The 25,398-nt window shown below is 68.0% G+C and carries 25 protein-coding genes; 10 read left to right on the top strand and 15 right to left on the bottom strand.

What is annotated here, in order from left to right; genetic code table 11:
- Positions 1 to 109: 109 nt before the first annotated feature.
- Together ACGHX3_RS18360 and ACGHX3_RS18355 are read left to right on the top strand one after the other, a co-directional pair.
- A complete protein-coding gene (locus ACGHX3_RS18360; RefSeq protein WP_213603690.1) occupies positions 110 to 1,408 on the top strand; it encodes a DUF58 domain-containing protein in 1,299 nt (432 codons plus the stop codon).
- A gap of 8 nt (positions 1,409 to 1,416) precedes the next feature.
- Positions 1,417 to 2,439: a DUF4380 domain-containing protein gene (locus ACGHX3_RS18355; protein ID WP_213603689.1), complete on the top strand. Its 1,023-nt coding sequence runs from the start codon at positions 1,417 to 1,419 to the stop codon at positions 2,437 to 2,439.
- Positions 2,440 to 2,449: 10 nt separating this feature from the next.
- Here ACGHX3_RS18355 and ACGHX3_RS18350 read toward each other — a convergent pair whose 3' ends face one another.
- The 4 genes from ACGHX3_RS18350 to aroE all read right to left on the bottom strand — a co-directional run bounded on the left by ACGHX3_RS18350 (position 2,450) and on the right by aroE (position 5,090).
- On the bottom strand, positions 2,450 to 3,223 hold the full coding sequence (locus ACGHX3_RS18350) for a ThuA domain-containing protein (RefSeq protein WP_213603687.1): 774 nt from the start codon (positions 3,221 to 3,223) through the stop codon (positions 2,450 to 2,452).
- Positions 3,224 to 3,302: 79 nt separating this feature from the next.
- Complete coding sequence (locus ACGHX3_RS18345) at positions 3,303 to 3,653, bottom strand: hypothetical protein (protein ID WP_213603685.1); 351 nt, start codon at positions 3,651 to 3,653, stop codon at positions 3,303 to 3,305.
- Between the two features lie 58 nt (positions 3,654 to 3,711).
- Entirely contained in the window at positions 3,712 to 4,236 is a 525-nt protein-coding gene (locus tag ACGHX3_RS18340) for a hypothetical protein (RefSeq protein WP_213603683.1), read from the bottom strand.
- A 5-nt stretch (positions 4,237 to 4,241) separates the two neighbouring features.
- Entirely contained in the window at positions 4,242 to 5,090 is an 849-nt protein-coding gene (gene aroE / locus ACGHX3_RS18335) for a shikimate dehydrogenase (protein WP_213603681.1), read from the bottom strand.
- A gap of 316 nt (positions 5,091 to 5,406) precedes the next feature.
- Here aroE and ACGHX3_RS18330 point away from each other — a divergent pair, with 316 nt between their 5' ends.
- Positions 5,407 to 6,144, top strand: coding sequence for an outer membrane beta-barrel protein (locus ACGHX3_RS18330; RefSeq protein WP_192273839.1), 738 nt, complete (start codon positions 5,407 to 5,409; stop codon positions 6,142 to 6,144).
- A gap of 61 nt (positions 6,145 to 6,205) precedes the next feature.
- Here ACGHX3_RS18330 and ACGHX3_RS18325 read toward each other — a convergent pair whose 3' ends face one another.
- The 4 genes from ACGHX3_RS18325 to ACGHX3_RS18310 form a co-directional block, all read right to left on the bottom strand.
- Positions 6,206 to 6,664 carry a GNAT family N-acetyltransferase gene (locus ACGHX3_RS18325; RefSeq protein ID WP_213603679.1) on the bottom strand — a complete coding sequence of 153 codons (459 nt, stop codon included), beginning with the start codon at positions 6,662 to 6,664 and terminating at the stop codon, positions 6,206 to 6,208.
- Position 6,665: 1 nt separating this feature from the next.
- Complete coding sequence (hemB, locus tag ACGHX3_RS18320; RefSeq protein ID WP_213603678.1) at positions 6,666 to 7,655, bottom strand: porphobilinogen synthase; 990 nt, start codon at positions 7,653 to 7,655, stop codon at positions 6,666 to 6,668.
- Positions 7,656 to 7,752: 97 nt separating this feature from the next.
- Complete coding sequence (locus tag ACGHX3_RS18315; RefSeq protein WP_162338986.1) at positions 7,753 to 8,001, bottom strand: hypothetical protein; 249 nt, start codon at positions 7,999 to 8,001, stop codon at positions 7,753 to 7,755.
- A 72-nt stretch (positions 8,002 to 8,073) separates the two neighbouring features.
- Positions 8,074 to 9,108 carry a pteridine-dependent deoxygenase gene (locus tag ACGHX3_RS18310; protein ID WP_213603676.1) on the bottom strand — a complete coding sequence of 345 codons (1,035 nt, stop codon included), beginning with the start codon at positions 9,106 to 9,108 and terminating at the stop codon, positions 8,074 to 8,076.
- Positions 9,109 to 9,240: 132 nt separating this feature from the next.
- Here ACGHX3_RS18310 and ACGHX3_RS18305 point away from each other — a divergent pair, with 132 nt between their 5' ends.
- Complete coding sequence (locus ACGHX3_RS18305) at positions 9,241 to 9,702, top strand: hypothetical protein (RefSeq protein ID WP_162338988.1); 462 nt, start codon at positions 9,241 to 9,243, stop codon at positions 9,700 to 9,702.
- 61 nt (positions 9,703 to 9,763) lie between these two features.
- On the opposite strand, the gene ACGHX3_RS18300 is transcribed toward ACGHX3_RS18305, so the two are convergent.
- The 3 genes from ACGHX3_RS18300 to ACGHX3_RS18290 all read right to left on the bottom strand — a co-directional run bounded on the left by ACGHX3_RS18300 (position 9,764) and on the right by ACGHX3_RS18290 (position 13,232).
- Positions 9,764 to 10,198 carry a cytochrome c oxidase assembly factor Coa1 family protein gene (locus ACGHX3_RS18300; RefSeq protein WP_213603674.1) on the bottom strand — a complete coding sequence of 145 codons (435 nt, stop codon included), beginning with the start codon at positions 10,196 to 10,198 and terminating at the stop codon, positions 9,764 to 9,766.
- Positions 10,199 to 10,223: 25 nt separating this feature from the next.
- On the bottom strand, positions 10,224 to 12,449 hold the full coding sequence (locus tag ACGHX3_RS18295; RefSeq protein ID WP_394695782.1) for a DPP IV N-terminal domain-containing protein: 2,226 nt from the start codon (positions 12,447 to 12,449) through the stop codon (positions 10,224 to 10,226).
- 66 nt (positions 12,450 to 12,515) lie between these two features.
- A complete protein-coding gene (locus tag ACGHX3_RS18290; RefSeq protein WP_394695781.1) occupies positions 12,516 to 13,232 on the bottom strand; it encodes a glutathione binding-like protein in 717 nt (238 codons plus the stop codon).
- A 109-nt stretch (positions 13,233 to 13,341) separates the two neighbouring features.
- Here ACGHX3_RS18290 and ACGHX3_RS18285 point away from each other — a divergent pair, with 109 nt between their 5' ends.
- The 4 genes from ACGHX3_RS18285 (at position 13,342) to ACGHX3_RS18270 (ending at position 17,253) form a co-directional block, all read left to right on the top strand.
- Positions 13,342 to 13,971, top strand: coding sequence for a TIGR00645 family protein (locus ACGHX3_RS18285; RefSeq protein WP_394695780.1), 630 nt, complete (start codon positions 13,342 to 13,344; stop codon positions 13,969 to 13,971).
- A 3-nt stretch (positions 13,972 to 13,974) separates the two neighbouring features.
- On the top strand, positions 13,975 to 14,475 hold the full coding sequence (locus ACGHX3_RS18280; RefSeq protein ID WP_394695779.1) for a GNAT family N-acetyltransferase: 501 nt from the start codon (positions 13,975 to 13,977) through the stop codon (positions 14,473 to 14,475).
- A gap of 48 nt (positions 14,476 to 14,523) precedes the next feature.
- Positions 14,524 to 16,725 (top strand): DNA helicase II, encoded by a 2,202-nt coding sequence (gene uvrD / locus ACGHX3_RS18275; protein ID WP_394695778.1) that lies wholly within the window; start codon positions 14,524 to 14,526, stop codon positions 16,723 to 16,725.
- 81 nt (positions 16,726 to 16,806) lie between these two features.
- On the top strand, positions 16,807 to 17,253 hold the full coding sequence (locus tag ACGHX3_RS18270) for a universal stress protein (RefSeq protein WP_162338994.1): 447 nt from the start codon (positions 16,807 to 16,809) through the stop codon (positions 17,251 to 17,253).
- A gap of 10 nt (positions 17,254 to 17,263) precedes the next feature.
- Here ACGHX3_RS18270 and ACGHX3_RS18265 read toward each other — a convergent pair whose 3' ends face one another.
- Positions 17,264 to 17,569: a DUF2782 domain-containing protein gene (locus ACGHX3_RS18265; RefSeq protein ID WP_162338995.1), complete on the bottom strand. Its 306-nt coding sequence runs from the start codon at positions 17,567 to 17,569 to the stop codon at positions 17,264 to 17,266.
- A 96-nt stretch (positions 17,570 to 17,665) separates the two neighbouring features.
- Between ACGHX3_RS18265 and polA the strand changes: the two genes are divergently transcribed.
- Entirely contained in the window at positions 17,666 to 20,449 is a 2,784-nt protein-coding gene (polA, locus tag ACGHX3_RS18260) for a DNA polymerase I (RefSeq protein WP_394695777.1), read from the top strand.
- A gap of 366 nt (positions 20,450 to 20,815) precedes the next feature.
- Positions 20,816 to 21,304, top strand: a complete 489-nt coding sequence (locus ACGHX3_RS18255) for a DUF421 domain-containing protein (protein WP_394695776.1) — start codon at positions 20,816 to 20,818, stop codon at positions 21,302 to 21,304.
- Positions 21,305 to 21,378: 74 nt separating this feature from the next.
- Here ACGHX3_RS18255 and hemF read toward each other — a convergent pair whose 3' ends face one another.
- The 3 genes from hemF to ACGHX3_RS18240 are packed head-to-tail and all read right to left on the bottom strand — an operon-like array spanning position 21,379 to position 25,253.
- Entirely contained in the window at positions 21,379 to 22,302 is a 924-nt protein-coding gene (gene hemF, locus ACGHX3_RS18250; RefSeq protein ID WP_213603655.1) for an oxygen-dependent coproporphyrinogen oxidase, read from the bottom strand.
- Between the two features lie 10 nt (positions 22,303 to 22,312).
- Positions 22,313 to 22,870: a hypothetical protein gene (locus ACGHX3_RS18245; protein WP_394695775.1), complete on the bottom strand. Its 558-nt coding sequence runs from the start codon at positions 22,868 to 22,870 to the stop codon at positions 22,313 to 22,315.
- A gap of 16 nt (positions 22,871 to 22,886) precedes the next feature.
- Positions 22,887 to 25,253, bottom strand: coding sequence for a prolyl oligopeptidase family serine peptidase (locus tag ACGHX3_RS18240; RefSeq protein ID WP_394695774.1), 2,367 nt, complete (start codon positions 25,251 to 25,253; stop codon positions 22,887 to 22,889).
- Between the last annotated feature and the right edge of the window lie 145 nt (positions 25,254 to 25,398).

The following is a 25,398-nucleotide window of genomic DNA, read 5'->3' as shown; positions in this document are numbered from 1 at the left end:
GGAGGGCTGGGGTGGGGGCGCGCGACCAACGTGATGGTGTGCATACGCGTCCGTTCTCCGTTCGCCCCCATCCCGACCTTCCCCCGCAGGCGGGGGAAGGGGCGTGCCCATGAGGCCGGCGCCGCTGCTGATCCTGCTGATCGCCTGCTGGGGACTCGCCGGCCTGGCCGTGCCCTTCCTGGGATGGCCGCTGTGGCAGTGGCAGCTGGTGGGTGCCGTGATGCTCGTGGTCGCCGCACTGGATGCCTGGTGGCTGCGCGGCCGGCCCACGCCGGACACCGTGCGCGAGGTGCCCGAGGCGCTGCCGCTGGGCATCGAACGCGACGTCGCGCTGTCCTTCGAGTCGCGGGTGAAGCAGCGGCTGGAGGTGTTCGACCTGCATCCGGGCGGCTGGGCCTCGTCGGGCCTGCCGCGCCGGCTGACGCTGGCCCCGATGTCGGCCACCCGCATCACCTATCGCCTGCGTCCCGCGGCGCGTGGCGACGCGCACTTCGAGGGCGTGCAGGTGCGCCTGCGTTCCGCGCTGGCGCTGTGGCGGCAGTTGCGCGTGGCGGGCGCGCCGCAGCGGGTGCGCGTGTACCCGAACTTCGCACCGTTGACGCGCTTCGCATTGTTCAGCGCCGAACAGGCCTCGCGCCTGGTGGGCGCGCACCTAAAGCGGCGACGCGGCGAGGGCACCGATTTCCACCAGATGCGTGAGTACCGCGTCGGCGACAGCCTGCGTCAGGTCGACTGGAAGGCCACCGCGCGCTCGCGCAAGCTGATCTCGCGCGAGTACCAGGACGAGAAGAACCAGCAGCTGGTCATGCTGATCGACACCGGCCGGCGGATGATGGCGCGCGAGGACGAACTGGGCCACTTCGACCATGTGCTCAACGCGTCGCTGGTGGTGTCCTACCTGGCGTTGCGACAGGGCGACGGCGTCGGCCTGTTCGCCGCCGGCGGCGACAGCCGCTGGGTCGCGCCGCAACGCGGCATGGCCGCCATCGATACGCTGCTGCGCGCCAGCTACGACCTGCAGCCGCGCCCGGTCGCCACCGACTACCTGGCCGCCGCCACCGAACTCAGCCTGCGCCAGCGCCGCCGCGCGCTGGTGATGCTGGTGACCAACGTGCGCGACGAGGACATCGACGACCTGCTGGCCGCGGTGCGCCTGCTGCAGAAGCGGCACCTGGTCTGCGTGGCCAGCCTGCGCGAGACGTCGCTGGACGACGCCCTCGACGAAGAGGTGCACGACCTGCAGGGTGCCATCCACGCCGGCGCGGTCGCCCGCTACCGGGAGCAGCGCACGGCGGCGCACGATGCGCTTCGCAGTCATCGCGTCATGGTGCTGGATGTCACCAGCGACGAACTGCCGGCCGCGCTGGTGGAGCGCTACCTGGCGGTGAAGCGCGATGGTGTGCTGTAGTGGCGGCCATGCGCACGCTCGCCACGCCGCTCGTCCTCGTCTTGCTGTGCCTCGGTCCCCGACCATCGCATGCCGCGGATGTCGAACGCATCCGCCTGCAGTCGACCGAGGTGGTGGTCGAGATCACGCCGGCCTTGGGCGGCCGTGTGCTGCATGCCGGGCGCGTCGATCGTCCCAACCTGATCAAGATCGGCGAGCCCGTCGCGTCGCAACCGACGCCAGCCGTCTCGGCGGACGCGGACGACATCGGCTATCTCGGCCATGACGTCTGGCTCGGACCACAGAGCGGCTGGTGGTCCGACCAGCACGCGAATCCATCGCGTCGGGCGGCCAAGGCGGTGTGGCCGCCGGACCCGTACCTGACGTTCGCGGAGACGCGCGTGGTCGCGCGTTCGCCCGAGCGGCTGGTGCTGGAGGGCATCGACAGCCCCGTCACCGGCGTGCGGCTGCTGAAGTCGTTCGCGTTCGATCCGTCCGATCCGTCCACCCTCATCGTGACGGCGACCGCACGCAACATCCGCGGACGTCCTGTCGCGCGCGACCTGTGGTTCAACACGCGCACGTCCTCTGCGACGCGCGTCTACGTGCCGGTGGCCGATGCGCGCGACGTGCGCGTCGAAGGCGAGGACGGTGCCGTGCCTGCGTGGCGCATCGAGGGCGGCGTGTTCTCGTTCCTGCCCGCACCGTCGGACGTGCCGATGCGCCGCGGCAAGGTGCTCCTGCAGCCGTCCGCAGGCTGGATGGCGGGCTTCGCCAGTGGACAGGCGCTGGTGATCCGCTTCGACCACCAGCCCCGCGCCGCCATCCATCCCGAGCAGGGCCAGGTCGAGCTTTACCTGGACCATGCCGGCGACGTCCAGGCCGGCCTGCTGGAAATGGAAGTGCACGCGCCGTTCCGCACCCTCGCCGCCGGCGAGGCGATGCAGGCGCAGGAGCGCTGGACCCTGCTGGCGTACGACGGACCGGAGACGCAGGAGGCGCAGGTCGCCTTCCTGTGCGAACGCCTGGCGCTCTGCGTCGCGCCCGACTGACCGCCGCGCGTCAGCGCGATGCGTCGATGCCCTTGCCCGTCGCCGTCCACCAGAGGCCGCCGTACAGGTGTGCCAAGTACGACGGGTCGTCGTACAGCACCGGCGTGTGTCCCAGCGCGGTGACGAAGACGCGGCCGCCGTCGTAGGCGTGGTACCAGGCGACCGGGTGGTCCTTGCCCATGCCGCGGGCGGTCTGGCCGGGCCAGATGCGGGTCGGGTCATAGCTGGTTTCATCCACGCTGAGCACGGTGCGCAGGCCGCGCGTGACCGGAGCGTTGAACTCGTACCACTCGTCCGTCCACACCCAGCGCGACGGCAGGCCGAACGCGGCGGGGAACGCCGGATCTTCCACGCGCACGGTGGCGGTCTGCACCATCGGGTGGATGCGGAAGGTCCGGCCGATCAGGCGCTCGAACCACGGCCAGTCGCCGGGCGGATTGAAGATCAGCGCGCGGTGCACGGCCATCACGCCACCGCCGGTGCGGACGTAGGCTTCCAGTTTCGTGCGCTGTTCGCCCTTCAGCTCGTCGCCGGGCGTATTGAGCAGCACGATGGCGGCATACGGCGACAGGTTGCCATCGAAGGGCGTACTGTTCCACGACCAGGTCAGGTCGAAGCCATGCATCTGCGCCATGCGCTCGAACTGCGGCTTGGCGACCACGGCGTAGTCGTGGTGGTAGCGGTTGGGGATGGCGACCACCAGCACCTTGAACTGGCCCTGCGCGAACGCGGAGAGTGCCAGAGAGGCGAGGCAGAGGAGCGTCAGCAGCAGGAAGCGTTTCATCCGGCGATGCTAGCCCGCTCGCCTGCTGTCGGGTGTCGCCGCGCTATTCCGTTTTCAGCGGCGTCTATGCGGATATCGCCTAGGCCGTGCGCGTGGCCTGCATCGCCTTGCAGGCGCCCCAGGCCAGCATCACCAGGCCGGCTGCGGAGACGACACCGATCAGCATGCCGAAGGCGCTGAACAGGCCCATCATGCTGCTCACCGAGGCATAGCCGTCGGTGGCGTTGTTGATCACCCATGCCTGCCACACGCTCATCACGCCGCGCAGCAGGGTGGTCAGCAGCATCAGCGAAATGCCGGCCAGCGCCAGCTTGCGACCCGGCGCCGGCGGCGCCCACATCGCCAGCATCGCGGCGCCGGCCACGCAGGCCAGCAGTTCGGGCAACTGGTAGCCGAGCATCGTCAGCATCTGGGTGAGGAATCCGTCCATGCATGTTCTCCAAGAATGTTTCGTCGCAGCCTAGCCTACTAGATGGCGCCGCGTTGCTTCACATGGGCAATAGGGTCAACCAGAGGAAACAGCGCAGCCGGGGTGTATCTCCACTCGCATCCAGGGTGAGCTTCTCTAGCTGTACATCGGCTACGCGAAGGCGATGCCTGGCGAGGTCTTGCCGATACCCGGTAATCACGCGCGAATCCGAAACTGCCTGCAGGAATGGGCGCTGCAGCGCCAGCAACGCGGGATCGTCGTGATTGCCGGAAGACCCGATCGCATCATCAAGCTGCGATGGCGCCGAGGCCCGCAGGCGCAGGAAAAGCTCCTGCTGGAAGTCTGCTTCCAACAGCCGTTCGTGCAGCACGAGGATATCCAGCTCCGCGCTGCCGGCGTCGGTCAGGGCGAGCAGTGCGTCGTCCAGGTTTGGCATGCCGACATCGGACGCTGTGTCGTAACGCAGGCTCGAGGTGGCCGGCAGGGCGCCCGACGGTGCGCGCACGTCATGTATCCATCCCGCCTTGGCGTGCGGGACCAGACCAAGCATGAGGGCGACGCTTGAGGCGAGCCTGATGAGCATCGCGCTCAATCCGCCGTCACCAGCACCTTGTCCTTGCCGCGCAGCGCGGCATAGACGGCATCGGTTTCCGGTCGCACGCCATGCCAGTGCTCGAAGGCTTCGGCGGCCTGCTCCACCAGCATGCCCAGTCCGTCCACCGCGTCGTGGCAGCCGGCGGCGCGCGCCCAGGCGAGGAACGGGATCGCCGCTTCGCCATAGTTGAGGTCGACCGCCAGCGTGCGTGGCGTGGCGAGCGTGAAGGGCAGGGTGAACGCGCCCTGGTCCTGGCGCGCAGCGGACGTCGCGTTGACGATCAGCGAGAAGTCGCCGAGGTCGCGTAGGTCGTTCCAGTAGCGCGAGTGCGCGCGCTCCGGTTCGCCCAGCGCATCGGCCAGCGCATCCGCACGGTCCGCGGTGCGGTTGACGATGATCAGTTCGCTGATGCCGGCATCCAGCAGCGCGGGCGCCACGCCGCGCGCGGCGCCGCCGGCGCCGAGCAGCAGGGCGCGGCGCGCGCGCAGGTCCAGTCCATTGCGCTCCGTGAGATCGCGCACCAGCCCGGCACCGTCGGTGTTGTCGCCGTGCCACTGGCCGTCGTTGCGGGTGAGTGTATTGACCGCACCGGCACGTCGGGCGCGGTCGCTGGTCCGCGCGCAGATCGCGAACGCGGCTTCCTTCAACGGCAGGGTGACGTTCGCGCCCGCACCGCCGTCGCCGGCGAAACGGTCCAGTGTGGCGACGAAGTCGTGCGGCGCGGTGTCGATGGCCGTGTACTCCAGCGCGACGCCGACCTGCTGCGCGAACGCGCCATGGATGCGCGGCGACAGCGAGTGGGCGACGGGGTGTCCGAAGACGGCGTAGCGTTGACTCGACATGGCGCGGTACCCCGTCTGCTGGCGTTCGCCGCAGTCTACCCCGCGTCGCCGCCCGCTTGACAGGCTGCGCCCTGCGCTGCACTGTGCCGCCGCCGAAGGGGGCGTGCCAGGGAGCAAGGCGACAGGCGAACGGGCTGGGGAGTCCGACCGCCTTCCATCGAACTCTGCCACGGCGGGGACGCGTGTCGACCGGGAACGGAGCGACGCCACGTTCATGCATGCGCGCCCGTCGGCGTTGCCATCCGTACCACACCGATCCGCCCCGCCGGTACCGCAAGGACGCGGGGACGCCACCACCACCGAAAGGGGAAACACCATGAAGCCGTTGTTCCGCTATCTGCCGCTCGCACTGGCGGCCTTCGCCCTGCATGCGCAGGCGCAGTCCGTCTCGCCGGCCTACGAGGCATTCCGCAACAAGAGCGCCGCGCAGCCCGCGCCCACCCAGCCCGCGACGCCGGCGACCCAGCCGACTGCAGTCAGCCCCGCACCGCAGGCGCCCGCGCCTGCGCCGACCTATGCCGCACCGGCGCCTTATGTCGCGCCCGCCACCGCCCCCGAAGATGAGGAGGACGGCGGTTTCTTCGTCGGTGTGCAGGCGGGCCAGGGTTGGATCTACGAAGACGTCGAACAGGACGCCGTGGCCGTGAGCGCCGGTTACCGCTGGCAGGCGGGCCCGTGGACGCAGGTCGGCGTGGAACTGTCGGGTGGTCGCCTGGACAGCACCGATTACCGTGGAGTCGAAGTGCCGAAGGCCACCTACAAGGCCATCGGTGCGAACGCCCGCTTCAACTTCGGCAACAGTCCGTGGTTCGCCACGGTGCGCGGCGGCTACTTCGACGCCAAGCAGGACGGATACTACGGTGAACTCTCGACCGATGGCGGCTATGCAGGCGTGGCGATCGGCGTGGATATCAACCGCCACTTCAACATCCACCTGGGTTACACCGGCTTCGTCTACGCAGACGACTACAACGACTGCTATTACGACGATGACGACTATTGCGATTTCAGTCGTGCCGACACGGTGATGCTGGGCATCGAAGCCCGCTTCTGATGCAGGAACGAGAACGGGAGCCGACAGGCTCCCGTTCTCGTTGTGGTGCCAGCCTCTCCGGTCAGTCCGCCGGACGCCCCAGTTGCCTTACATAGACGTGCTGGGTCTTGGCCAGCGCGAAGCCGGCCGAGGGATAGAACGCGTGCGATTCCGGCCGCACCACATTGGAACGCACGAAGACGTCGTGGCCGCCCCGGTCGCGGATCCAGTCGCAGGCCGCGTCCACCAGGCGCTGGCCCAGGCCCAGGCGACGCGCCCGCGGATCGACGATCAGCGCGGTGATCTCGGCGCGGTGCCCGAACTCGATCATCAACCGCCACTCTGCGGCCACCATGCCCAGCAGATCGCCATCGTCGTTCGACGAGCCCGCCACCTTCACCGCGTGCGCGGGCGACGCCAGCAGGGTGGCCAGCCGCTCCTTCATGCTGCCGGCGTCCACCGGATAGGCGAGCAGCGTGCACAGGCGCGCCACTTCGGCGGCGTCGTCAAGCCGCGCATCGCGGATGCCGACGGCGTCCACGTCAGCCGTTCCGCAACCAGCGCGCCGCGTCCAGGGCGAAGTAGGTCAACACGCCATCGGCGCCGGCGCGCTTGAACGCGGTCAGTGCTTCCAGCGCGCAGGCCTTCTCTTCCAGCCAGCCGTTGGCGGCGGCCGCCTTGATCATCGCGTACTCGCCGCTGACCTGATACGCGAACGTCGGCACGCCGAATTCGTCCTTCACCCGGCGGATCACGTCCAGGTACGGCAGGCCCGGCTTGACCATCACCATGTCCGCGCCTTCTTCCAGGTCCAGCGCGATCTCGTGCAGGGCTTCGTTCGAGTTCGCCGGGTCCATCTGGTAGGTGAACTTGTTGCCCTTGCCGAGGTTGCCGGCGCTGCCCACCGCGCTGCGGAACGGGCCGTAGAACGCGCTGGCGTACTTGGCGGCGTACGACATGATGCGGGTGTTGATGTAGCCCGCGCTCTCCAGCGCCGCGCGGATCGCGCCGATGCGGCCGTCCATCATGTCGCTGGGCGAGAGGATGTCGACGCCCGCGGCGGCATGCGCCAGCGACTGCTTCACCAGCGCTTCGATCGTCTCGTCGTTGAGGATGTAGCCGGTGTCGTCGATCAAACCGTCCTGGCCGTGCGTGGTGTACGGGTCCAGCGCCTGGTCGCTCATCACGCCGAGTTCGGGGAAGCGCGCCTTCAGCGCGCGGATCGCGCGCGGGATGATGCCGTCCTCGTCCCAGGCGATGCGGCCGTCGGCGGTCTTCGCCGACGGATCCGGCACGCCGAACAGGTCGAGCACCGGCACGCCCAGTTCCAGCGCTTCTTCGCCGACGCGCAGCAGTTCGTCGATCGACAGGCGCTCGACGCCCGGCATCGACGCCACCGGCGAGCGACCCTTTTCCTCGTGCACGAACACGGGGTAGATCAGGTCGTTGGTGGTCAGCACGTGCTCGCGCATCAGGCGACGGGAGAAGTCGTCGCGGCGCATGCGGCGGGGGCGGATGTGGGGATAGGCCATCACGGGCTCCTGGCAGAGCGGCGAATGATACGCGGGTGGCCGGAGGGGTGGCCTGCGACAGGCGGTCGCAGCGCGGAACGCTGCGTCCGCCGCGGAATCAGATGAAGCCGCCGCCCAGCGACAGGCGGATGATGCCCACCACGATCACGATGCCGTTGAGCACCAGCCCGGCCTTCGCGCGACCCCGGTTTTCGGTGCGGGTGAACAGGATGCCGATGGCGGCGATGATCGCGCCGACCGCGGCGAACGGGATCAGGAACCAGTTGCCCCACCCGAGCAGCGGAATCAGCGCCAGCACCATCCACAGCATCGCCACGATGCCCCACAGCAGGCTGATCAGTCCCATCGAACGTTCTCCAAGGCGTGGCGCGCGGTACGGCGCCTCATGGCACCACTATGCGGATGCGCGACAGGTGCTTCAAGCACCCACGCCGTGCATGCCCTCGATCTCGACCAGCAGCTCGCGCCGGCAGACATCGGCATGCAGCATCAGCCACGGCACGCGCGTGCCGAGGCGCGCTTCCAGCTGCGCGGCGACGGCATCGGCGTCGGCCGCATCGCTGACATAGACCTTGAGGCGCGAGCTGGGATCGAGATGCGGCGGCAATCCCGGCGCATGCGTGCGCGCGGCGCCCAGCAGGCTGTCGAGGTTGGTCAGCGTCTCGTCGAGCTGCGCGCGCAACGAGTCCGCATGCTGCGATGCGTGGCCGACGATGCTGGCCGTACCGGAGAGCAGCAGCGGCATGCTCGTCGAGGGCGGCAGCAGGGCGCGCGCGAAACTGGGCGACTGCGGTCCGTACTCGCGGGGGTAGCGGTAGGCACTGACCTGGCGCGGATTTTCCAGCGGCAGGCCGGGCTCGCGTGCGGCCAGCCAGTACACCTGCAGCACGCGGCGTCCGTCGCGGCTGCGCGCTTCTCTGGATCCAATCGCGGTGGCGGCCGGCAGCACGCGCGTATCGACATCGCCCAGCCCCTGCACGCGGCCGACGCAGAACTGCCGGTAGCGCTCGGCATCGCCGTCGCCGTCGGTGATCGCGTCGAAGTAGTTCCAGATCCGCAGCAGGTGCGGGTATCCGCTGTCGCGCCAGAACGCCGCCATCGCGGCGTAGGCCTGGGCGCTGGCGTGCAGGATGCCGCCCTCCGGCTCCTCCCACTCCACCACGCCGAACAGCAGGGTGCCGTCGTGGCTGTAGCGCACGGCGCCGTCGCGTCCCGTCGTCACCGGTCCGCTCGCGCGCCAGACTTCGTATGGTGCGGCCGCTTCGCGCAGCGGCGACAGCGGCACGCGCAGGTACCGCGGATCGTCGATGGCGGTGGTCGACGGCGCCAGCGCGCCGAAGCCGAACACGGCCAGGGTTTCCGGCAGGCCCAGCAACGCCTGCGGCGTCGGGGCATGGATGTAGTCGACGGCCAGCCGCTGCGGTGCGGATGGATGGTCGGGAGCGGAGCTCATCGTGCAGGAAACGGGTGCATGGTCTGGGTGAAATGATAACCCGCCCATCCCATCACGCCGTCCGCCCGCAGGCTGTGCCAACATTCAGGCCATCCGGCGGAAGATCGCCGCAGGTCACCGGGAGAAGCCGTCATGACGTTCCGCATCGCCCCCGTCCTGGTCGCGGCCCTGCTCGCCGCAGGCTGTGCCAGCAGTTCCAAGGTCATGCTGGGCCAGGCACGCCCCGCGCTCGATCCCGCGCAGGTGCAGGTTTATCGCACGGCGCCGGCCGGGTCGCTGGAGATCGCGCAGCTCGAATCCAAGAGCGCGGTCGGTTTCGGCACCCAGGGCCAGACCGATGCCGCCGTGGCCCGCCTCAAGCGCGAAGCCGCCGCCCTCGGCGCCAACGGCATCGTGCTGCTGGGCGTCGGCTCCAGCGGCTCGCCGGTCGGCATGTCGGTGGGTGCCGGCAGCTACGGCCGCCACTCCGGCGGCGGCCTCAGCATGGGCATCCCGACCACGCAGAAGCAGGCGGCGGGCGTGGCGATCTACGTGCCGCCCGGCACGTCGGTCGATCCGTCGCTCGTGGTGCCGGACGCTGCACCGAAGCCTTGAGCAAACTTCAAGCGCGATAGCCCTCCGAAGGCGGCCGATGGCCGCCTTCGTCGTTGAGGACTCATCGCGCCGACGGCGGCTGGTTGTCTTCCAGCACGATGCGCTCGCCGCCCTCCACATTCACTGCCAGGGTTTCGTAGCGCCACTCACCGGCGCGCTTTTCGGCAACCACATACAACGTGCCCTCGGCGCGCGAGCCGATCAAAGGAATCGCGAGCTCGGCCTCGCCGCTCGCTCCGTTGGTGCTGGTCTTGCCCTGTACGAACCAGCCGGTGTGGACGGGCTCGCCGAGCGCGGCGATCACCGCAGGGTCCGCTTGCGCGCGTGCGACGGCCTGCGGGTACGGGGGCGTGGATCTGAGGATCCCGAAGATGAGAGCCGCAAATCCGATGATGCAGGCAATCAACAACGCAAAGAACAGCGCCGCCAGCACGGGCACGAACCACTTCCAGTTGCGTTGCCACCAGTTGGGTCGAGCGGGGACGTGCGTCGACATCATGGTGCTCCTGGCGGGTGTGGAATCAGGGCTTCAGGCAACGGGCGAAGAAATCCTCGGTCAGCCGGTAGCGGTGCAGCAGGTCGCTGCCGCGCAAGCCGTGCTTGGCACCGGGGTAGGTCATCAGCTCGAACGGCGTGCCGCGCTTCTGCAGGTCGCTCATCAGCTGCGTCGAGTTGGTGAACAGCACGTTGTCGTCGGCCATGCCGTGGATCAGCAGCAGCTTGGAGTGCAGGCCGTCCAGGTGGGTGAACACGCTGGCTTCGCGGTAGCCGGCCTCGTTCGCCTTGGGCAGGTCCATGTAGCGTTCGGTGTAGTGGGTGTCGTACAGCGCCCAGTCCGTGACCGGTGCGCCCGACACGCCGCAGGCGTAGGCCTCGCTGTGCTTGGCCAGCAGTATCAGCGTCATGTAGCCGCCGTTCGACCAGCCGTGCACGCCGATGCGCGCGGGATCGACGAAGGATTGCGATTTCAGCCATTCGACGCCGCGCAGCTGGTCGTCGACTTCCACCGTGCCCTGCTTGCCGTACAGTGCGCCACCGAAGGCCGCGCCGCGGCGCGGGGTGCCGCGGTTGTCCAGCGAAAACACCACATAGCCCTGCTGGGCCAGGTACTGGTTGAAGAACGCATCGCTGCGGCCCGGCCAGGCGCGAGTGACAGTCTGCGCGGCGGGGCCGCCGTAGACGAACACCACGACGGGGTACTTCTTCTTCGGGTCGAAGTTGGCGGGCTTGATCAGGCTGTAGTGCAGCGGCGTGGTGCCGTCGGCCGCCGTCAGCGTGCCGAAGGTGGTCGGCTGGTGCGCGGCGAGATACTTCGCGTAGGGATGTCCGGCGTCAGTCGCGTCGTTCCTGAGCAGCGTGGCCAGCTTGGTGCCGTCGGCCTTGAACAGTTCGATCTGCGGCAGCGTGGTGTCGCTGGACCAGCTGTCGACGAAGACGCTGGCATTTCGCGCGAAGCTGGCGGCGTGCATGCCGGGTGCCTGCGTAAGACGGCGCGGTTCGCCGCCGGCCAGCGGGACGGCATAGACATGCGTCTCGGTCGCCCCGTCGCGCGTGCCGCTGACGTAAGCCAGGCCACGGTCTTCGTCCACCGCCAGCAGGCCGTCCACGACCCAGTCGCCATGGGTCAGTTGCGACAGCATCGCCCCTTCTTCGGACACCAGATACAGATGCTCGAAGCCATGGCGTTCCGACGACCACAGGAAGCGTCCATCCTTCAGGAACCGCAGGTCGTTGTGCAGCGGCACCCACGTCGTCGACGTCTCGGTCACCAGCGTGCGCTGCTTGCCGGTCGCCAGCATGGTCTCGATCAGCTCGAGTGTCTTCTGGTCGCGCGACTGGCGCTGGAACGTCAGGCGCTGCGGATCGCGCCAGTCCACGCGGGCGAGATAGATGTCCTTCTCGGCGCCGAGGTCGATCCAGCGCGGCTTGGCGCCTGTCTTCGGCGCGATCGTGCCCAACTGCACCAGCACGTTGTCGTCGCCGGCCGCCGGATAGCGCTGCTCGATCACTTCCGTGCGGTCGGGATAGACCTCGTAGCGCTTCACCAGCGGTACCGGCGTTTCGTCGATGCGGGCGAAGGCGATGGACGAATCGTCCGGCGCCCACCAGTAGCCCGTATGGCGATCCATCTCCTCGTCGGCGACGAACTCGGCCACGCCGTTGCCGATGGTGTCGCTGCCGTCGCGCGTCAGCTGCACTTCCTTGCCGTCGGCCAGCGCGATGACCCACAGGTTGCGGTCGCGGATGAAACTGACGAAGCCACCCTTCGGCGAGATCTTCGGATCGGTGGCGAAGCCGCCGCCATGGGTCAGCTTGCGCACCGCGTCCTTGCCGGACCTGGCCAAGTCGTAGAAGTACAGTTCGCCGCCGAGCGGGAACAGCAGCGCCTTGCCGTCCGGCGACCACTGGTAGTCGACGATGCCCGACAGCGCGGCGATGCGCTGCCGCTCGCGGCGCGCTTTCTCCTCGTCGCTCAGCACCTCGTCGCCCGGCAGCACCACCGACGAGTCCACCAGCAGGCGTGTCTGCCCGCTGGCGATGTCGTATTCCCACAGGTCCAGCCGGTTGCGGTCGCTGTCCTTGCCGCGTAGGAAGGTCACCCGCGAGCCGTCCGGCGCCACCTGCGGTTTGGTCAGCGTGGGGCCGGACAGCGGTGCGCTGCCGGTGATCGCTTCCAGCGTGAGTTTTTCGGCGTGGGCGGGCAGGGCGGTGGCGAGGGTCATCAGGGCGAACAGGGCAAGGCGCATCGGATTTCTCGGGCGGCGGAGCCGGTCAGGCCCCGGATTATGCCGCGAACCCCCGGCGCCGGTGCCTCAGGCCTTGGGCGCGCCTTGGCCGAACAGGTGCTTGCGCTCCTCGTCGGTCAACGGTTTGCCGGCATCGGGATTCACCTGCGTCTTCAGCGCGTACGCACGCTGTACCGCAGGCCGTGCCGCGATCTCCGCCTGCCAGCGTTGCAGGTGCGGATACGGCGAGAGGTCCAGCGGCGCCTTGTCGTAGGCGTTGATCCACGGATGGATCGCCATGTCGGCGATGCTGTAGTCGTCGCCTGCCACATAGGCATGTGTCGCCAGCTGCGTGTCCAGCACGCCGAGCAGCCTCTGCACTTCGCGCGTGTAGCGGTCGATGGCGTAGGGGATCTTCTCCGGCGCATATACGGTGAAGTGGCCGTACTGCCCGCTCATCGGACCCAGGCCGCCCATCTGCCACATCAGCCACTGGTTCACCGCCACCTTGTGGCGCGTATCGGTGCCGAAGAAGCGGCCGGCCTTGTTGGCCAGGTAGAGCAGGATCGCGCCGGATTCGAACACGCTGATCGGCTCGCCGCCGTCGGCGGGCGCATGATCGATGATCGCCGGCATCTTGTTGTTGGGCGAGAACGCCAGGTACTCGGGTTTGAACTGGTCGCCCTTGCCGATGTTCACCGGCACGATGCGGTAGTCCAGCTTGATGCCGGCCTCGGCGAGTTCTTCCAGCAGCAGGGTGATCTTGTGGCCGTTGGGGGTGGGCCAGTAGTACAGGTCGATCATGGCATCGTCCGCAGCAGGGGTAGGCGGCCGAGTCTAGCGGCCCGGGCCGACTTGGCAGCGTCAAATCCGGCCGGTACCCTGCGCCATCCTTGGAAAAGACCGTTCCGACATGACCGACCCCAAATCCGCGCGTCTGGGCCCGTTGCCGGCCCTGATCTTCAGTTCGCGCTGGCTGCAGCTGCCGCTTTACCTGGGCCTGATCGTGGCGCAGGGCGTGTACGTCGTCCTGTTCCTGAAGGAGCTCTGGCATCTGGTGCATGGCGCTACCAGCCTCAGCGAACAGGACATCATGCTGCTGGTGCTGGGTCTGATCGACGTGGTGATGATCTCCAACCTGCTGATGATGGTCATCGTTGGCGGCTACGAAACCTTCGTCTCGCGCATGGGACTGGAGAAGCATCCCGACCAGCCGGAGTGGCTGAGCCACGTCAACGCCAGCGTGCTGAAAGTGAAGTTGGCCATGGCGATCATCGGCATCTCGTCCATCCACTTGCTGAAGACCTTCATCGGCGCCAGCACGCTGGGCGGCCTGCCGTTGTGCGGCACGCCCGCAGCGTTTGCAGCGGCGGAGGCGGCAAGGACGGCAGGCTGGCTGGCGAAGACGTGCAGCGATTTCACATCGACGGGCGTCATGTGGCAGACCATCATCCATGCCATCTTCATCCTGTCGGCCATCGGCATCGCTTACACCGACCGACTGATGAACAACGGTGCGCCCGCCAAGCACGCTGCACACTGATCCGTGCCGGCCGAACCCCTTATCCGAGACGCGCACGAGGGCGACTACGCCGCCATCGTCGCGCTGAACATATCCGAGGTCCGGCATACCAGCCCGATGGATGCGGACAGGCTGCGCCACTTGGCGTCCCTGTCCGCCTACCACCGCGTCGTGGTGCTGGAGGGGCGCGTGGTCGCCTTCCTGCTGGCGATGCGCGCCGGCGCCGACTACCGCAACGACAACTTCGCCTGGTTCGCCGCGCGCCATCCGGATTTTCTCTACGTGGACCGCGTCGTCGTGGACGCCGCCGTGCAGGGCCACCGCCTGGGCTCGAGGCTGTACGCCGACCTGTTCGCCTTCGCCCGTGAACACGGCATCCCGCGCATCACCTGCGAATTCAACGTGATGCCGCCGAACGAGCCCTCGCGCCGGTTCCATGAACGGCACGGCTTCGTCGAGACGGGCGGGCAGTGGCTCGATGAGGGCCGCAAGCAGGTCTCGATGCAGGTCGCCGAACTCGCCTGAATGGCTGCGTCTCAGGGTGTGGGCCGCCGCAGGCCGTAAAATGGACGGATGGATGTTTCCCACCTGCTCGATGATCTGAATCCCGCCCAGCGCGACGCCGTTTCCGCCGAACCCGGGCACTACCTGGTCCTGGCCGGCGCCGGCTCCGGCAAGACCCGCGTGCTGACCCACCGCATCGCCTGGCTCAACGAAGTCCATGGCGTGCCCACGCACGGCATCCTCGCAGTGACCTTCACCAACAAGGCCGCCGGCGAAATGCGCGCGCGCGCCGACGTGCAGCTGCGCAACGGCAGCCGCGGCATGTGGATCGGCACCTTCCACGGCCTGGCGCACCGCCTGCTGCGCCTGCACTGGCAGGAAGCGAAGCTGCCCGAGACCTTCCAGGTACTGGACAGCGACGACCAGCAGCGGCTGGTCAAGCGCGTGGTGCAGGCGATGGAACTGGACGAAGGCAAGTACCCGCCGAAGCAACTTACCTGGTGGATCAACGAGCAGAAGGACGAAGGCCGCCGGCCCGAGCACCTCCAGCCCGCGCCGAACGACGACTGGCTGGACGTGCGCCGGCAGGTCTACGCCGGCTACCAGGAGCGCTGCGACCGCGCCGGCCTGGTCGACTTCGCCGAGTTGCTGCTCCGCGCGCATGAACTGCTGCGCGATACGCCGGCGCTGCTGGCGCACTACCGCACGCGCTTCCGGCAGATCCTGGTGGACGAGTTCCAGGACACCAACGCCATCCAGTACGCCTTCATCCGCGTGATGGCGGGCGATACCGGGCATGTATTCGTCGTCGGCGACGACGACCAGAGCATCTACGGCTGGCGTGGCGCGAAGGTCGAGAACATGCAGCAGTTCCTGCGCGACTATCCGTCGGCACGGACCATCCGGCTGGAGCAGAACTACCGGTCCAGCGCCAACATCCTGGGTGCCGCCAACGCGGTGATCGCGCACAATCCGGCGCGTATCGGCAAGCAGTTGTGGACCGACACGGGCGACGGCGAGCCGATCGACCTGTACGCCGCCTACAACGAGATGGACGAAGCGCGCTTCGTCGTCGAACGCATCCGCCAATGGGTGCGTGACGGCGGCAGCCTGGGCGACGCCGCCATCCTCTACCGCAGCAATGCGCAATCGCGCGCGTTCGAAGAAGCGTTGCTTTCCGAGCAGGTGCCGTACCGTGTGTATGGCGGTATGCGCTTCTTCGAGCGTGCGGAAATCAAGGACGCACTGGCCTACCTTCGCCTGATGGCCAACCGCGCCGACGACGCCGCGTTCGAACGCGTGGTCAACACGCCGACGCGCGGCATCGGCGAGCGTACGCTGGACGAGGTCCGACGGTTGGCGCGCGGTGCGCGCGTATCGCTGTGGGGCGCCGCGTCGCTGGCGGCGCAGGGCAGCGAACTGGCGGGTCGTGCACGCAATGCGCTGGCGGGATTCGCCGCGCTGGTCGACCAGCTGGCCGAGGAAACCGAGGACATGACGCTGGCCGAGCGCGTCGACCACGTGCTCGCGCGCTCTGGCCTGCGCGAGCATTGGGCACGCGAAAGTCGGGGCGGGCTGGATTCTGAATCGCGCACCGAGAACCTCGACGAACTGGTGTCGGTCGCCTCGCGCTTCGTGCGCCGCGAAGACATCGCGGCCGAAGAGGATGGCCAGGAAGGCATGAGCGAGCTGGTTGCTTTCCTGTCGTATGCCGCGCTGGAGGCGGGCGAAGGCCAGGTCGAGGCCGGTGAGGATGGCGTGCAGCTGATGACGCTGCATTCGGCCAAGGGTCTGGAGTTCCCGCTGGTCTTCCTCGCCGGGCTGGAAGAAGGGCTGTTCCCCAGCAACCGTTCGCTGGACGAGAGCGGGCGGCTGGAAGAGGAGCGACGCCTCGCCTACGTCGGCATCACCCGCGCGCGCCAGAAGCTGGTGCTGAGCTATGCCGAGGCCCGTCGCCTGCACGGGCAGGACATGTACGGCATCCCGTCGCGCTTCCTGCGCGAGATCCCGGCCAACCTGCTCAACGAAGTGCGGCCGCGGGTGCAGGTCAGCCGGCCGGCCTCCGGCTTCGCCACCCGCGTGACGCCGGGTCATGCGAGCCTGGAGACGCCCGGTCTCAAGCTGGGCCAGACCGTGACGCATGCGAAGTTCGGCCCGGGGGTCGTCACCGACTACGAGGGCAGCGGTGCGCACGCACGCGTCCAGGTCAATTTCGACAGCGAAGGCAGCAAGTGGCTGGTGCTGGCCTATGCGAACCTGCAGGCCGTATAGGTGCGGCGATTGATCCAGATCACGGCGCCCTAAGCCCGGTGGGCGTGTAATGGCCTTACCCCATCAGCACGAGGTGCGGCGATGTACCGGCATATCCTTATCGCAACCGACGGCTCCGAGCGGGCCACCAAGGGCGTGCAACAGGGCCTGGCGCTGGCCGGCAGCCTGCAGGCCAAGGCCACCGTGTTGACCGTCAGCGAGCCCATCAGTACCGGCTTCGACGACGCATTGGGCTGGAGCGCGGTGGCGACCTCGCTGCCCGATTTCCAGAACGCCCGCGACGAGGCGGCGCGCAAGGTCCTGGACGGCGTCACCGCGCTCGCGTCGGCGGCCGGCATCGTCCCGCAACTGCTGCATGTGGCCGACCGTTACGCGGCCGAAGCGATCGTCGATACCGCCGAACAGCAGGGCTGCGACCTGATCGTCATGGCCTCGCACGGACGGCGCGCGCTGGGCCGGTTGCTGCTGGGCAGCCAGACCAGCGAGGTGCTGGCGCGCTGCGGCGTGCCGGTGCTGGTGATCCGTTGAGCGCGGGCGCTCACCAGCCGTAGAGCTTCCAGTACACCGGCGAGATGTCGCTGTTGTCCTTGCTCTTGTCCAGGCGGCCGTCGCCGTCGGAGTCGTACAGGTAATAGGGCGCGCCACGCGCGGGCGTGACCTTGACCATGCGCAGGTTGCCGGCCACGCGGTATTCCTCGATGGTGTCGCCGTTCTTCTCGGTACGCACGGCGACCTGCGCGTTGGCCAGGTCGACGTCGGCGGGATGGCTGCCCCCCGTGGTGGCACAACCGGCGAGTGCCAGCAGGCAGGACAACGGCAGGGCAAGGCACGTCGTGCGGTTCATGGGGGGCGTCCGGTCGGCGGGTGACGACCCGATTATGCGCCGAATGCGGAGTGCGCGCGTGACGTCCGACGAGGAGGTGCGGCGTAGAATGCCAGCATGACAAGACTCGTACTGATCGACGGCTCCAGCTACCTGTTCCGCGCGTTCCATGCGCTGCCTCCGCTGACCAATGCACAGGGCGAGCCGACCGGCGCGCTGTTCGGCGTGGTCAACATGTTGCGTGCCACGCTGAAGGAACGCCCCGACTACGTCGCCTTCGTGCTGGATGCGAGCGGCCCGACCTTCCGCGACGAGCTCTATCCGGACTACAAGGCCAACCGGCCGCCGATGCCGGAAGAACTGCGCGCCCAGGTCGAGCCGATGATCCGCATCGTGCAGGCACTGGGCTTCCCGCTGCTGCGCGTGGAGGGCGTGGAGGCCGACGACGTGATCGGCACGCTCGCGCTGCAGGGTGCCGCGCAGGGCATGGAGGTGACCATCTCCACCAGCGACAAGGATTTCGCCCAGCTGGTGCAGCCTGCGGCATCCGGCGGTGGTGCGATCGCACTGGTCAACACGATGAGCGGCAGCCGGCTGGATTCCGTCGAAGCGGTGGTGGAGAAATTCGGCGTTCGCCCCGAACAGATCGTCGATTTCCTCGCGCTGATGGGCGACGCCGTCGACAACGTGCCGGGCGTGGAGAAGTGCGGCCCCAAGACCGCCGCCAAGTGGCTGGGCGAGTACGGCACGCTCGACGCGATCATCGATAAGGCAGGCGAGATCAAGGGCAAGATCGGCGACAACCTGCGCGCTGCATTGCCACGCCTGCCGCTCAACCGCACGCTCGTCACCATCAAGACCGACGTGGCGCTGGAGGGCGGTCCGGACACGCTGCCGCTGCGCGACCGGCACGTCGATGAGCTGCGCGAACTGTATGCGCGCTACGGGTTCAACCAGGCGCTGAAGGAACTCGATGGCGGCGCGAGCGATGCGTCGTCCGTCGCCGAAAAGGAGCCCGGTCGCGCGCGCGGCACCGGCCGTGTGGCCACGGCCACCGTGGACGAGGGTGCGATGGATCCGTCGCTGGGTGTTGCCGGCGAGTACACCGCAGTGATGGAGCGGGCGCAGCTCGATGCACTGGTGACTCGCCTGCAGCAGGCGGACGAGTTCGCCTTCGACACCGAGACCGACAGCCTGGATCCGATGCAGGCCAATCTGGTCGGTCTGAGTTTTTCCACTGAACCCGGTCACGCCGTGTACGTGCCGGTCGGACACGACTATCCCGGCGCGCCGCCGCAGCTCGACCGTGCCGCAGTGCTCGCGGCCCTCGCGCCGGTGCTGGCCGATCCCGCCAAGCGCAAGTTGGGCCAGCACGGCAAGTACGACCTGCACGTGCTGCGCCGTCATGGCGTGGATGTGCAGGGCTATGCCGACGACACGATGCTGGAGAGCTTCGTGCTGAACGCCGGCAGCAACCGCCACGACATGGACAGCCTGGCCAAGCGTTACCTCGGCTACGACACGATCAAGTACGAGGACGTGGCCGGCAAAGGTGCGAAGCAGATTCCGTTCTCGCAGGTGGCGGTCGACGACGCCACCCGCTACGCCGCCGAAGATGCCGACATCACCCTGCGCCTGCATCGCACGCTGGCGCCGAAACTCGCGGCCGAGCCCGGTCTGGAAAGCGTCTACCGCGGCATCGAGATGCCGCTGGTGCCGGTGCTGGCGCGCATCGAGGCCAACGGCGTGAAGATCGATGGCGACGAACTGCGCCGGCAGAGCGCGGACCTGTCCAAGCGCATGCTGGCCGCGCAGCAGAAGGCCACCGAGCTGGCCGGCCGCACGTTCAACCTCGACTCGCCCAAGCAACTGCAGGCGCTGTTGTTCGAGGAGCTCAAGCTGCCGGTGCTGGTGAAGACGCCGACTGGACAGCCCAGCACCAACGAGGAAGCGCTGGAAGCCATCGCCGACCAGCACGAACTGCCGCGCGTGATCCTGGACTACCGCGGCCTGGCCAAGCTGCGCAGCACCTACACCGACAAGCTGCCCGAGATGGTCAATCCCGACACCGGCCGCGTGCACACCAGTTACCACCAGGCGGGTGCCGCGACCGGGCGGCTGTCGTCCACCGACCCGAACCTGCAGAACATCCCGATCCGCACCGACGACGGTCGCCGCATCCGCAAGGCCTTCGTCGCACCGGCCGGCCGCAAGCTGGTGGCCTGCGACTACTCGCAGATCGAACTGCGGATCATGGCGCACCTGTCGCAGGACCCCGGCCTGGTGCGTGCGTTCGAATCCGGTGCCGACATCCACAAGGCGACGGCGGCAGAGGTCTTCGGCCGCACGCTGGAGGACGTCACCGGCAACGAGCGTCGCGCGGCCAAGGCGATCAACTTCGGCCTGATGTATGGCATGAGCGCCTTCGGCCTGGCGCGGCAGCTGGGCATCGCGCGCGGCGAGGCGCAGGACTACATCGCGCTCTACTTCAGCCGGTATCCCGGCGTACGCGACTACATGGAGCGCACCCGCCAGCAGGCGCGCGAGCTTGGCTATGTCGAGACCGTGTTCGGCCGCCGCCTGTATCTGGAGTACATCAACAAGGGCACGCAGGGGCAGCGTGCCGGTGCCGAGCGCGCGGCGATCAACGCGCCCATGCAGGGCACGGCGGCGGACATCATCAAGCGCGCGATGATCGGCGTCGATGCGTGGCTGGCCGACCACCGCGAGCGTGCGATGATGATCCTGCAGGTGCACGACGAACTGGTGTTCGAAGCGGAGGCCGATTTCGTGCCGACGTTGCTGGAAGAGGCGTCGGCCCGCATGGCCGCCGCGGCGCAACTGAGCGTTCCGCTGGTGGTGGACAGTGGGGTCGGCGACAACTGGGAAGAGGCCCATTGAGCCGGCCTGAAAACGGTTTCCCTTCCGGAACATGGACTTGCGAAATGTTCGGGGAAACCCTGTCAGGTATATTTGTATACCGACCAGTTCAATAAAATGAATTCCTCCTGAATCTTACGGTTTTTTAACCGGAATCTTCACGAACCATCCATGTGCGGAGTGGTCATATAGTCCGTGACAGATGCAACGTCTGTCACTGATCTCTCCCATCCCCTGGAGCGATCTCCCCCGGAGCGAAGACCCCTCCCCAGGTCCCGCTCCCCTAGCCCCGCCGACCCCCCCCTGGTCTGCGGGGCTTTTTATTGCCTGTCGTCCGGCGGGGTACGTGCGCTACCGTGCGCGCTGTCTTCTTCCGCCGGGTGATGCATGAGCGCGACGTTCGCCGAGATGTTCGATCTGGCCATGCCCTGGTGGGCCTTCGTGCTGAGGGCCTGCGTGGTGTACTTCATCCTGCTGGCGATGATCCGCATGTCGGGCATGCGCACGATGGGCCAGTTCACGCCCTTCGACATGCTGCTGGTCGTGCTGCTCGGCAATGCCGTGCAGAACGCGTTGCTGGGCCAGGACACCTCGGTGGGCGGCGGCCTGCTGCTCGCGGCCACGCTGATCGCGTTGAACTGGATCGTGGGCCTGGCGTCGGCACGCTCGCCGAAGGTGGAGCGCTGGGTGGAAGGCTCGCCGGTGCTGCTGGCGCGCGAGGGGCAGGTCTACCGCGACGTGCTGCGGCGCGAGCTGATCAGCCATGAGGATTTCGAGAAGGCCATGCGCGAGGCGGGATGCCTCGACGTGGCCGACATCCAGCTGGCCGTGCTGGAGAACAATGGGCACATCACGGTGGTGACGCGGCAGTCCTGACGCTCCGGCAGGAGCGTTTGATACGCGTCAGTCAGGGCATCGCGCCCAGGGGGCGCTCCTACAAGCGCGCGAAGCTATTCGGCCAGCCAGTCGCGCGGCTTGAGATAGTCGAGCAGCCGCTGTTCGTCGCTGCCTTCCTCCGGCGCATAGCCGTACTCCCAGCGCACCAGCGGCGGCAGGCTCATCAGGATGGACTCGGCGCGTCCGCCGCTCTGCAGGCCGAACAGCGTGCCGCGGTCGTACACCAGATTGAATTCGACATAGCGGCCACGACGATAGAGCTGGAACTGCCGCTCGCGCTCGCCATACGGTGCGTCCTTGCGGCGTTCGACGATCGGCAGGTAGGCGTCGAGGAAACCGTCGCCCACCGCGCGCAGGTAACCGAAGTCGCGGTCGACGTCCTCGCTCAGGTCGTCGAAGAACAGCCCGCCCACGCCGCGGGTCTCGTTGCGGTGCTTGAGGAAGAAATATTCGTCGCACCAGCGCTTGTGCGCGTCGTAGCGTGCCTGCCCGCCGAACGGTTCGCACAGGTCGCGTGCCGTCCGGTGCCAGTGCCGGACGTCTTCGTCGACCGGATAGAACGGCGTCAGATCGAAGCCGCCGCCGAACCACCATGCGACGGTTTCGCCGTCGCGCTCGGCGCGGAAGTGGCGGACGTTGGCATGCGTGGTGGGCAGGTGGGGATTGCGCGGGTGGAAGACCAACGACACGCCGACGGCACGCCACGATGCGCCTGCCAGCTCCGGGCGATGCGCGGAGGCGGAGGGTGGCAGCCGGTCGCCGGACACATCGGAGAAGCCGATCCCCGCCTGTTCGAATACCGCGCCATCGCGCAGCACACGCGTGCGTCCGCCACCGCGGATCGGCGATGCGTCGCCCGGCGGGCGCGCCCACGCATCCTCGCGGAAGCGTGCACTGCCATCGGCGGCTTCGATGGCCGCGCAGATGCGGTCCTGCAGGTCGGTCAGATAATCGCGGACAGGCGTGATGTCGTTCATGCCACGCATTCTAGCGGGGCGGGCTGCGCATCCCGAACTCCGCCCGTACCGCCGGGCGGCACAACTGCCAGACGACCAGTCCGTGCAGCGCCGCGAAGAGAAAGGCGCTTACCCACAGCGTCGCCAGTGTCAGCAGGCGCAGCGAGGCGAACTCCGACCGCATCGGCTCCAGCGCTGGCTGGTGAGGCAAGGTCTGGATCCAGGAGAATGCGGCATCGATGGCGGCGATGCCGGCGAAGTTGGCTGCCGCGCCCGCCACCATGAACAGCACGAAGCCCCACCAGCCCCACAGGCGCCGGCGCAGCAGGCCGAACGACACCGCCAGGAACGCGGTGCAGACCGCCAGGAACGCGACGGCGAGGGCGGTCAGGTGGGTGAGTACCCAGGTCGCGGACGCAGGAACCGAGTGTGCTGCCAGGAAACCCAGCAGCGCGTCGGTATCCACCTGGCCCAGCACGACAGTCGCCGCGATGACCTGCACCCCGGCGTAGAGCACGGCGGCGATGCCGAGCACGATCGACACCTTCGCCGTGACGGTGACGAAGGCCGAGCCGGAAGTGCGGGTCACGGCGGACGCCATCGCCTTACTTCAGGTTCTGCTCGAACAGCTTGAGCACGCGCTTGTATTCGTCGAGCCACGAATCCGACCGCGTGAAGCCGTGCCGCTCCAGCGGGTAGGCCGCCAGTTCCCAGTTGTCCTTGCGCAGTTCGATCAGCTTCTGCGTCAGCACCACCGAGTCCTTGAAGAACACGTTGTCGTCGATCATGCCGTGCGCGATCAGCAGGTGGTCCTGCAGGCCGTCGGCGTACTCGATGGGCGACGAAGCGCGGTAGGCCTCCGGATCCAGCTCGGGCGTGTTGAGGATGTTGCTGGTGTACTCGTGGTTGTACTGCGTCCAGTCCACCACCGGGCGCAACGCGGCGCCGGCCTTGAACGTGCCGGGCGCGCGGAACAGCGCCATGAAGGTCATGAAGCCGCCGTAGCTGCCACCGTAGATGCCGGCGCGGTCGCGGTCGCCCTGCTTCTGCTCGACCAGCCAGTCCAGGCCGTCCAGGTAATCCTCCAGTTCCGGATGGCCCATGTTGCGGTAGATCGCGGTGCGCCAGTCGCGGCCGTAGCCTTCGCTGGCGCGGTAGTCCAGGTCGAGCACGATGTAGCCGCGTTCCACCAGCAGGTGGTGGAACATCTGCTCGCGGAAGTAGTTGGGATAGCGCGCGGTGACGTTCTGCAGGTAGCCCGCGCCGTGCACGAACATCACGATGGGGTAGCGCTTGCCCGGTTCCATCGTCTTCGGGCCGTAGTACTTGCCCCACACCACGCCGGCGCCATGCTTCGACGGTACCTGCACGTACTGCGGCTCGATCCACTCGCGCGCCTTGAATCCGGCGGTGCGGGTATCCGTCAGCTGCTTCGCTGCACCGCCCTCGATGCCCATCACCGACAGCTGCGCCGGCGTATAGCTGCGCGAGTGGCGCACCAGCAGCTGGCGTCCGTCAGGCGACGTGCTGAAACTCTCCACGCCGTCCAGCGAGGTCACTTCGCGCAGCGTGTTGCTGGCCAGGTCGAGCTTGCAGACTTCGTAGTCGCCCGGCCAGTCGCGGTTGCACAGGAAAAGGAAGCCGTTGCCGTCCGGCGCGATTTCCGGCTCGGACACTTCCCACTTGCCGGTGGTGCGCGCACGGAACTTCTCCGTGCCGGTCGCGGTGTAGAGGTGCGAATAGCCCGACTCTTCCGACAGCAGCCACAGCGTGCGGTTGTCCCGCAGCCAGCCGAACTCGTTGAAGCCCCAGTTGATCCACGCGGCATCGGTCAGGCGATGGCGCGGCACCAGCCTCGCGCCTGCCAGGTCGACCGTGGCGATCCAGCGGTCCTTGTTGTCGACGGCATGGAGCTGCACCGCGACCTGCGTGCCGTCGTTCGTCCAGGCCACGGCGTCGCCGCCGCGACCACCTTCCACGCGCACGTCGCGGTTGCCTTTCAGCGGCTCCTTGCCGGCGGCCTTGCGCAGGGATGCCAGCGGATCCTTGTCGATGCCGGGCAGCGGATCGAAGGCGAGCGGCTTCACGCTGCCGTCGGCCAGGTCGACGCGCCACAGCGCATGCGGCAGCGGGGCGTTGCGGCCCACGCGCGTGCGCACGTCCTGGAATTCCTCGTAACCGGATTCGGTGACGTACTTGGGCATCTTGCCGCCCTGTCCGGCGTCGGCGCCTTTCCTGCGCGTCACCACCAGCAGCCAGCGGCCGTTCGGCGACAGCGAACTGGATTCGATCTCCACCTCGGTGCCCAGGTAGATCGGCGCCGGCGCGCGCGTGGGATCGGCCTTGCGCCAGCTCTCGGCCTGCTTCTGCGCGGCCTCGCGCTGGGCGCGATCGTCGGCGAGCGTGCGGATCGTGCGCAGCTGCTGCTCGCGCAGCGCGTCGGCCTTGGGGGGAGCGAGTGGATCGCGTTCGGCCCTGAGCTCGGCGACGGTCGACGTGCCGGTGCCTGCCGTCCAGCGGTACCAGGTGGTGCCGGTGCGCCAGATGACCGCGCCGTCGTGGGCAAAACGGGCCTGCTGTTCCGCTTCGTTGGTTCGGGTGATCTGGGTCAGCGCACCGTTGCGCAGGTCGCGCACGAACAGGTCGCCGTTGCGCGACAGCAGCATGCGCTGGCGGCTTGCGTCGTATACCGGTTCCGCCGCATCCAGCCCGGCGCGCTGGTCGTCGCCGACACGTCGCGCGGCACTGCCGTCGAGGGCCTGCTCGAACGTGTCGCGCACCAGGCTCGCGTCGCGCTTGAGGTCGTATTGCACCTGCCTGCCGTCCCACGCCCACCAGGCACGCTCGACCGGCGGACCGATCCAGTCCGGTTCCGCCATCGCCTGTTCGATGGTCAACGGCGCGGACGTCTGGGCATGCGCCGGGGAAACGAGGGCGAGCGGCAGCAGCAAGGCGAGCAGGGCGGGGCGCATCGGGCATCCGTTAGTGCGAGGTGAAGAGGCCAAGAGTACCAGTCCCGCCGCGGCGTTCCGGCCGCCGATGGTCATGCGCGGCGTGAACGCCGTACGGGTTTCGCGTATAGGGCATTTCCCGCACAATCCCCGCTTGTCCACACGC

This window comes from Pseudoxanthomonas japonensis (assembly GCF_043632995.1).
In the GTDB taxonomy this organism is placed as follows: Bacteria; Pseudomonadota; Gammaproteobacteria; order Xanthomonadales; family Xanthomonadaceae; genus Pseudoxanthomonas_A; species Pseudoxanthomonas_A japonensis.
This window is presented reverse-complemented; position numbering and strand designations above follow the sequence as displayed.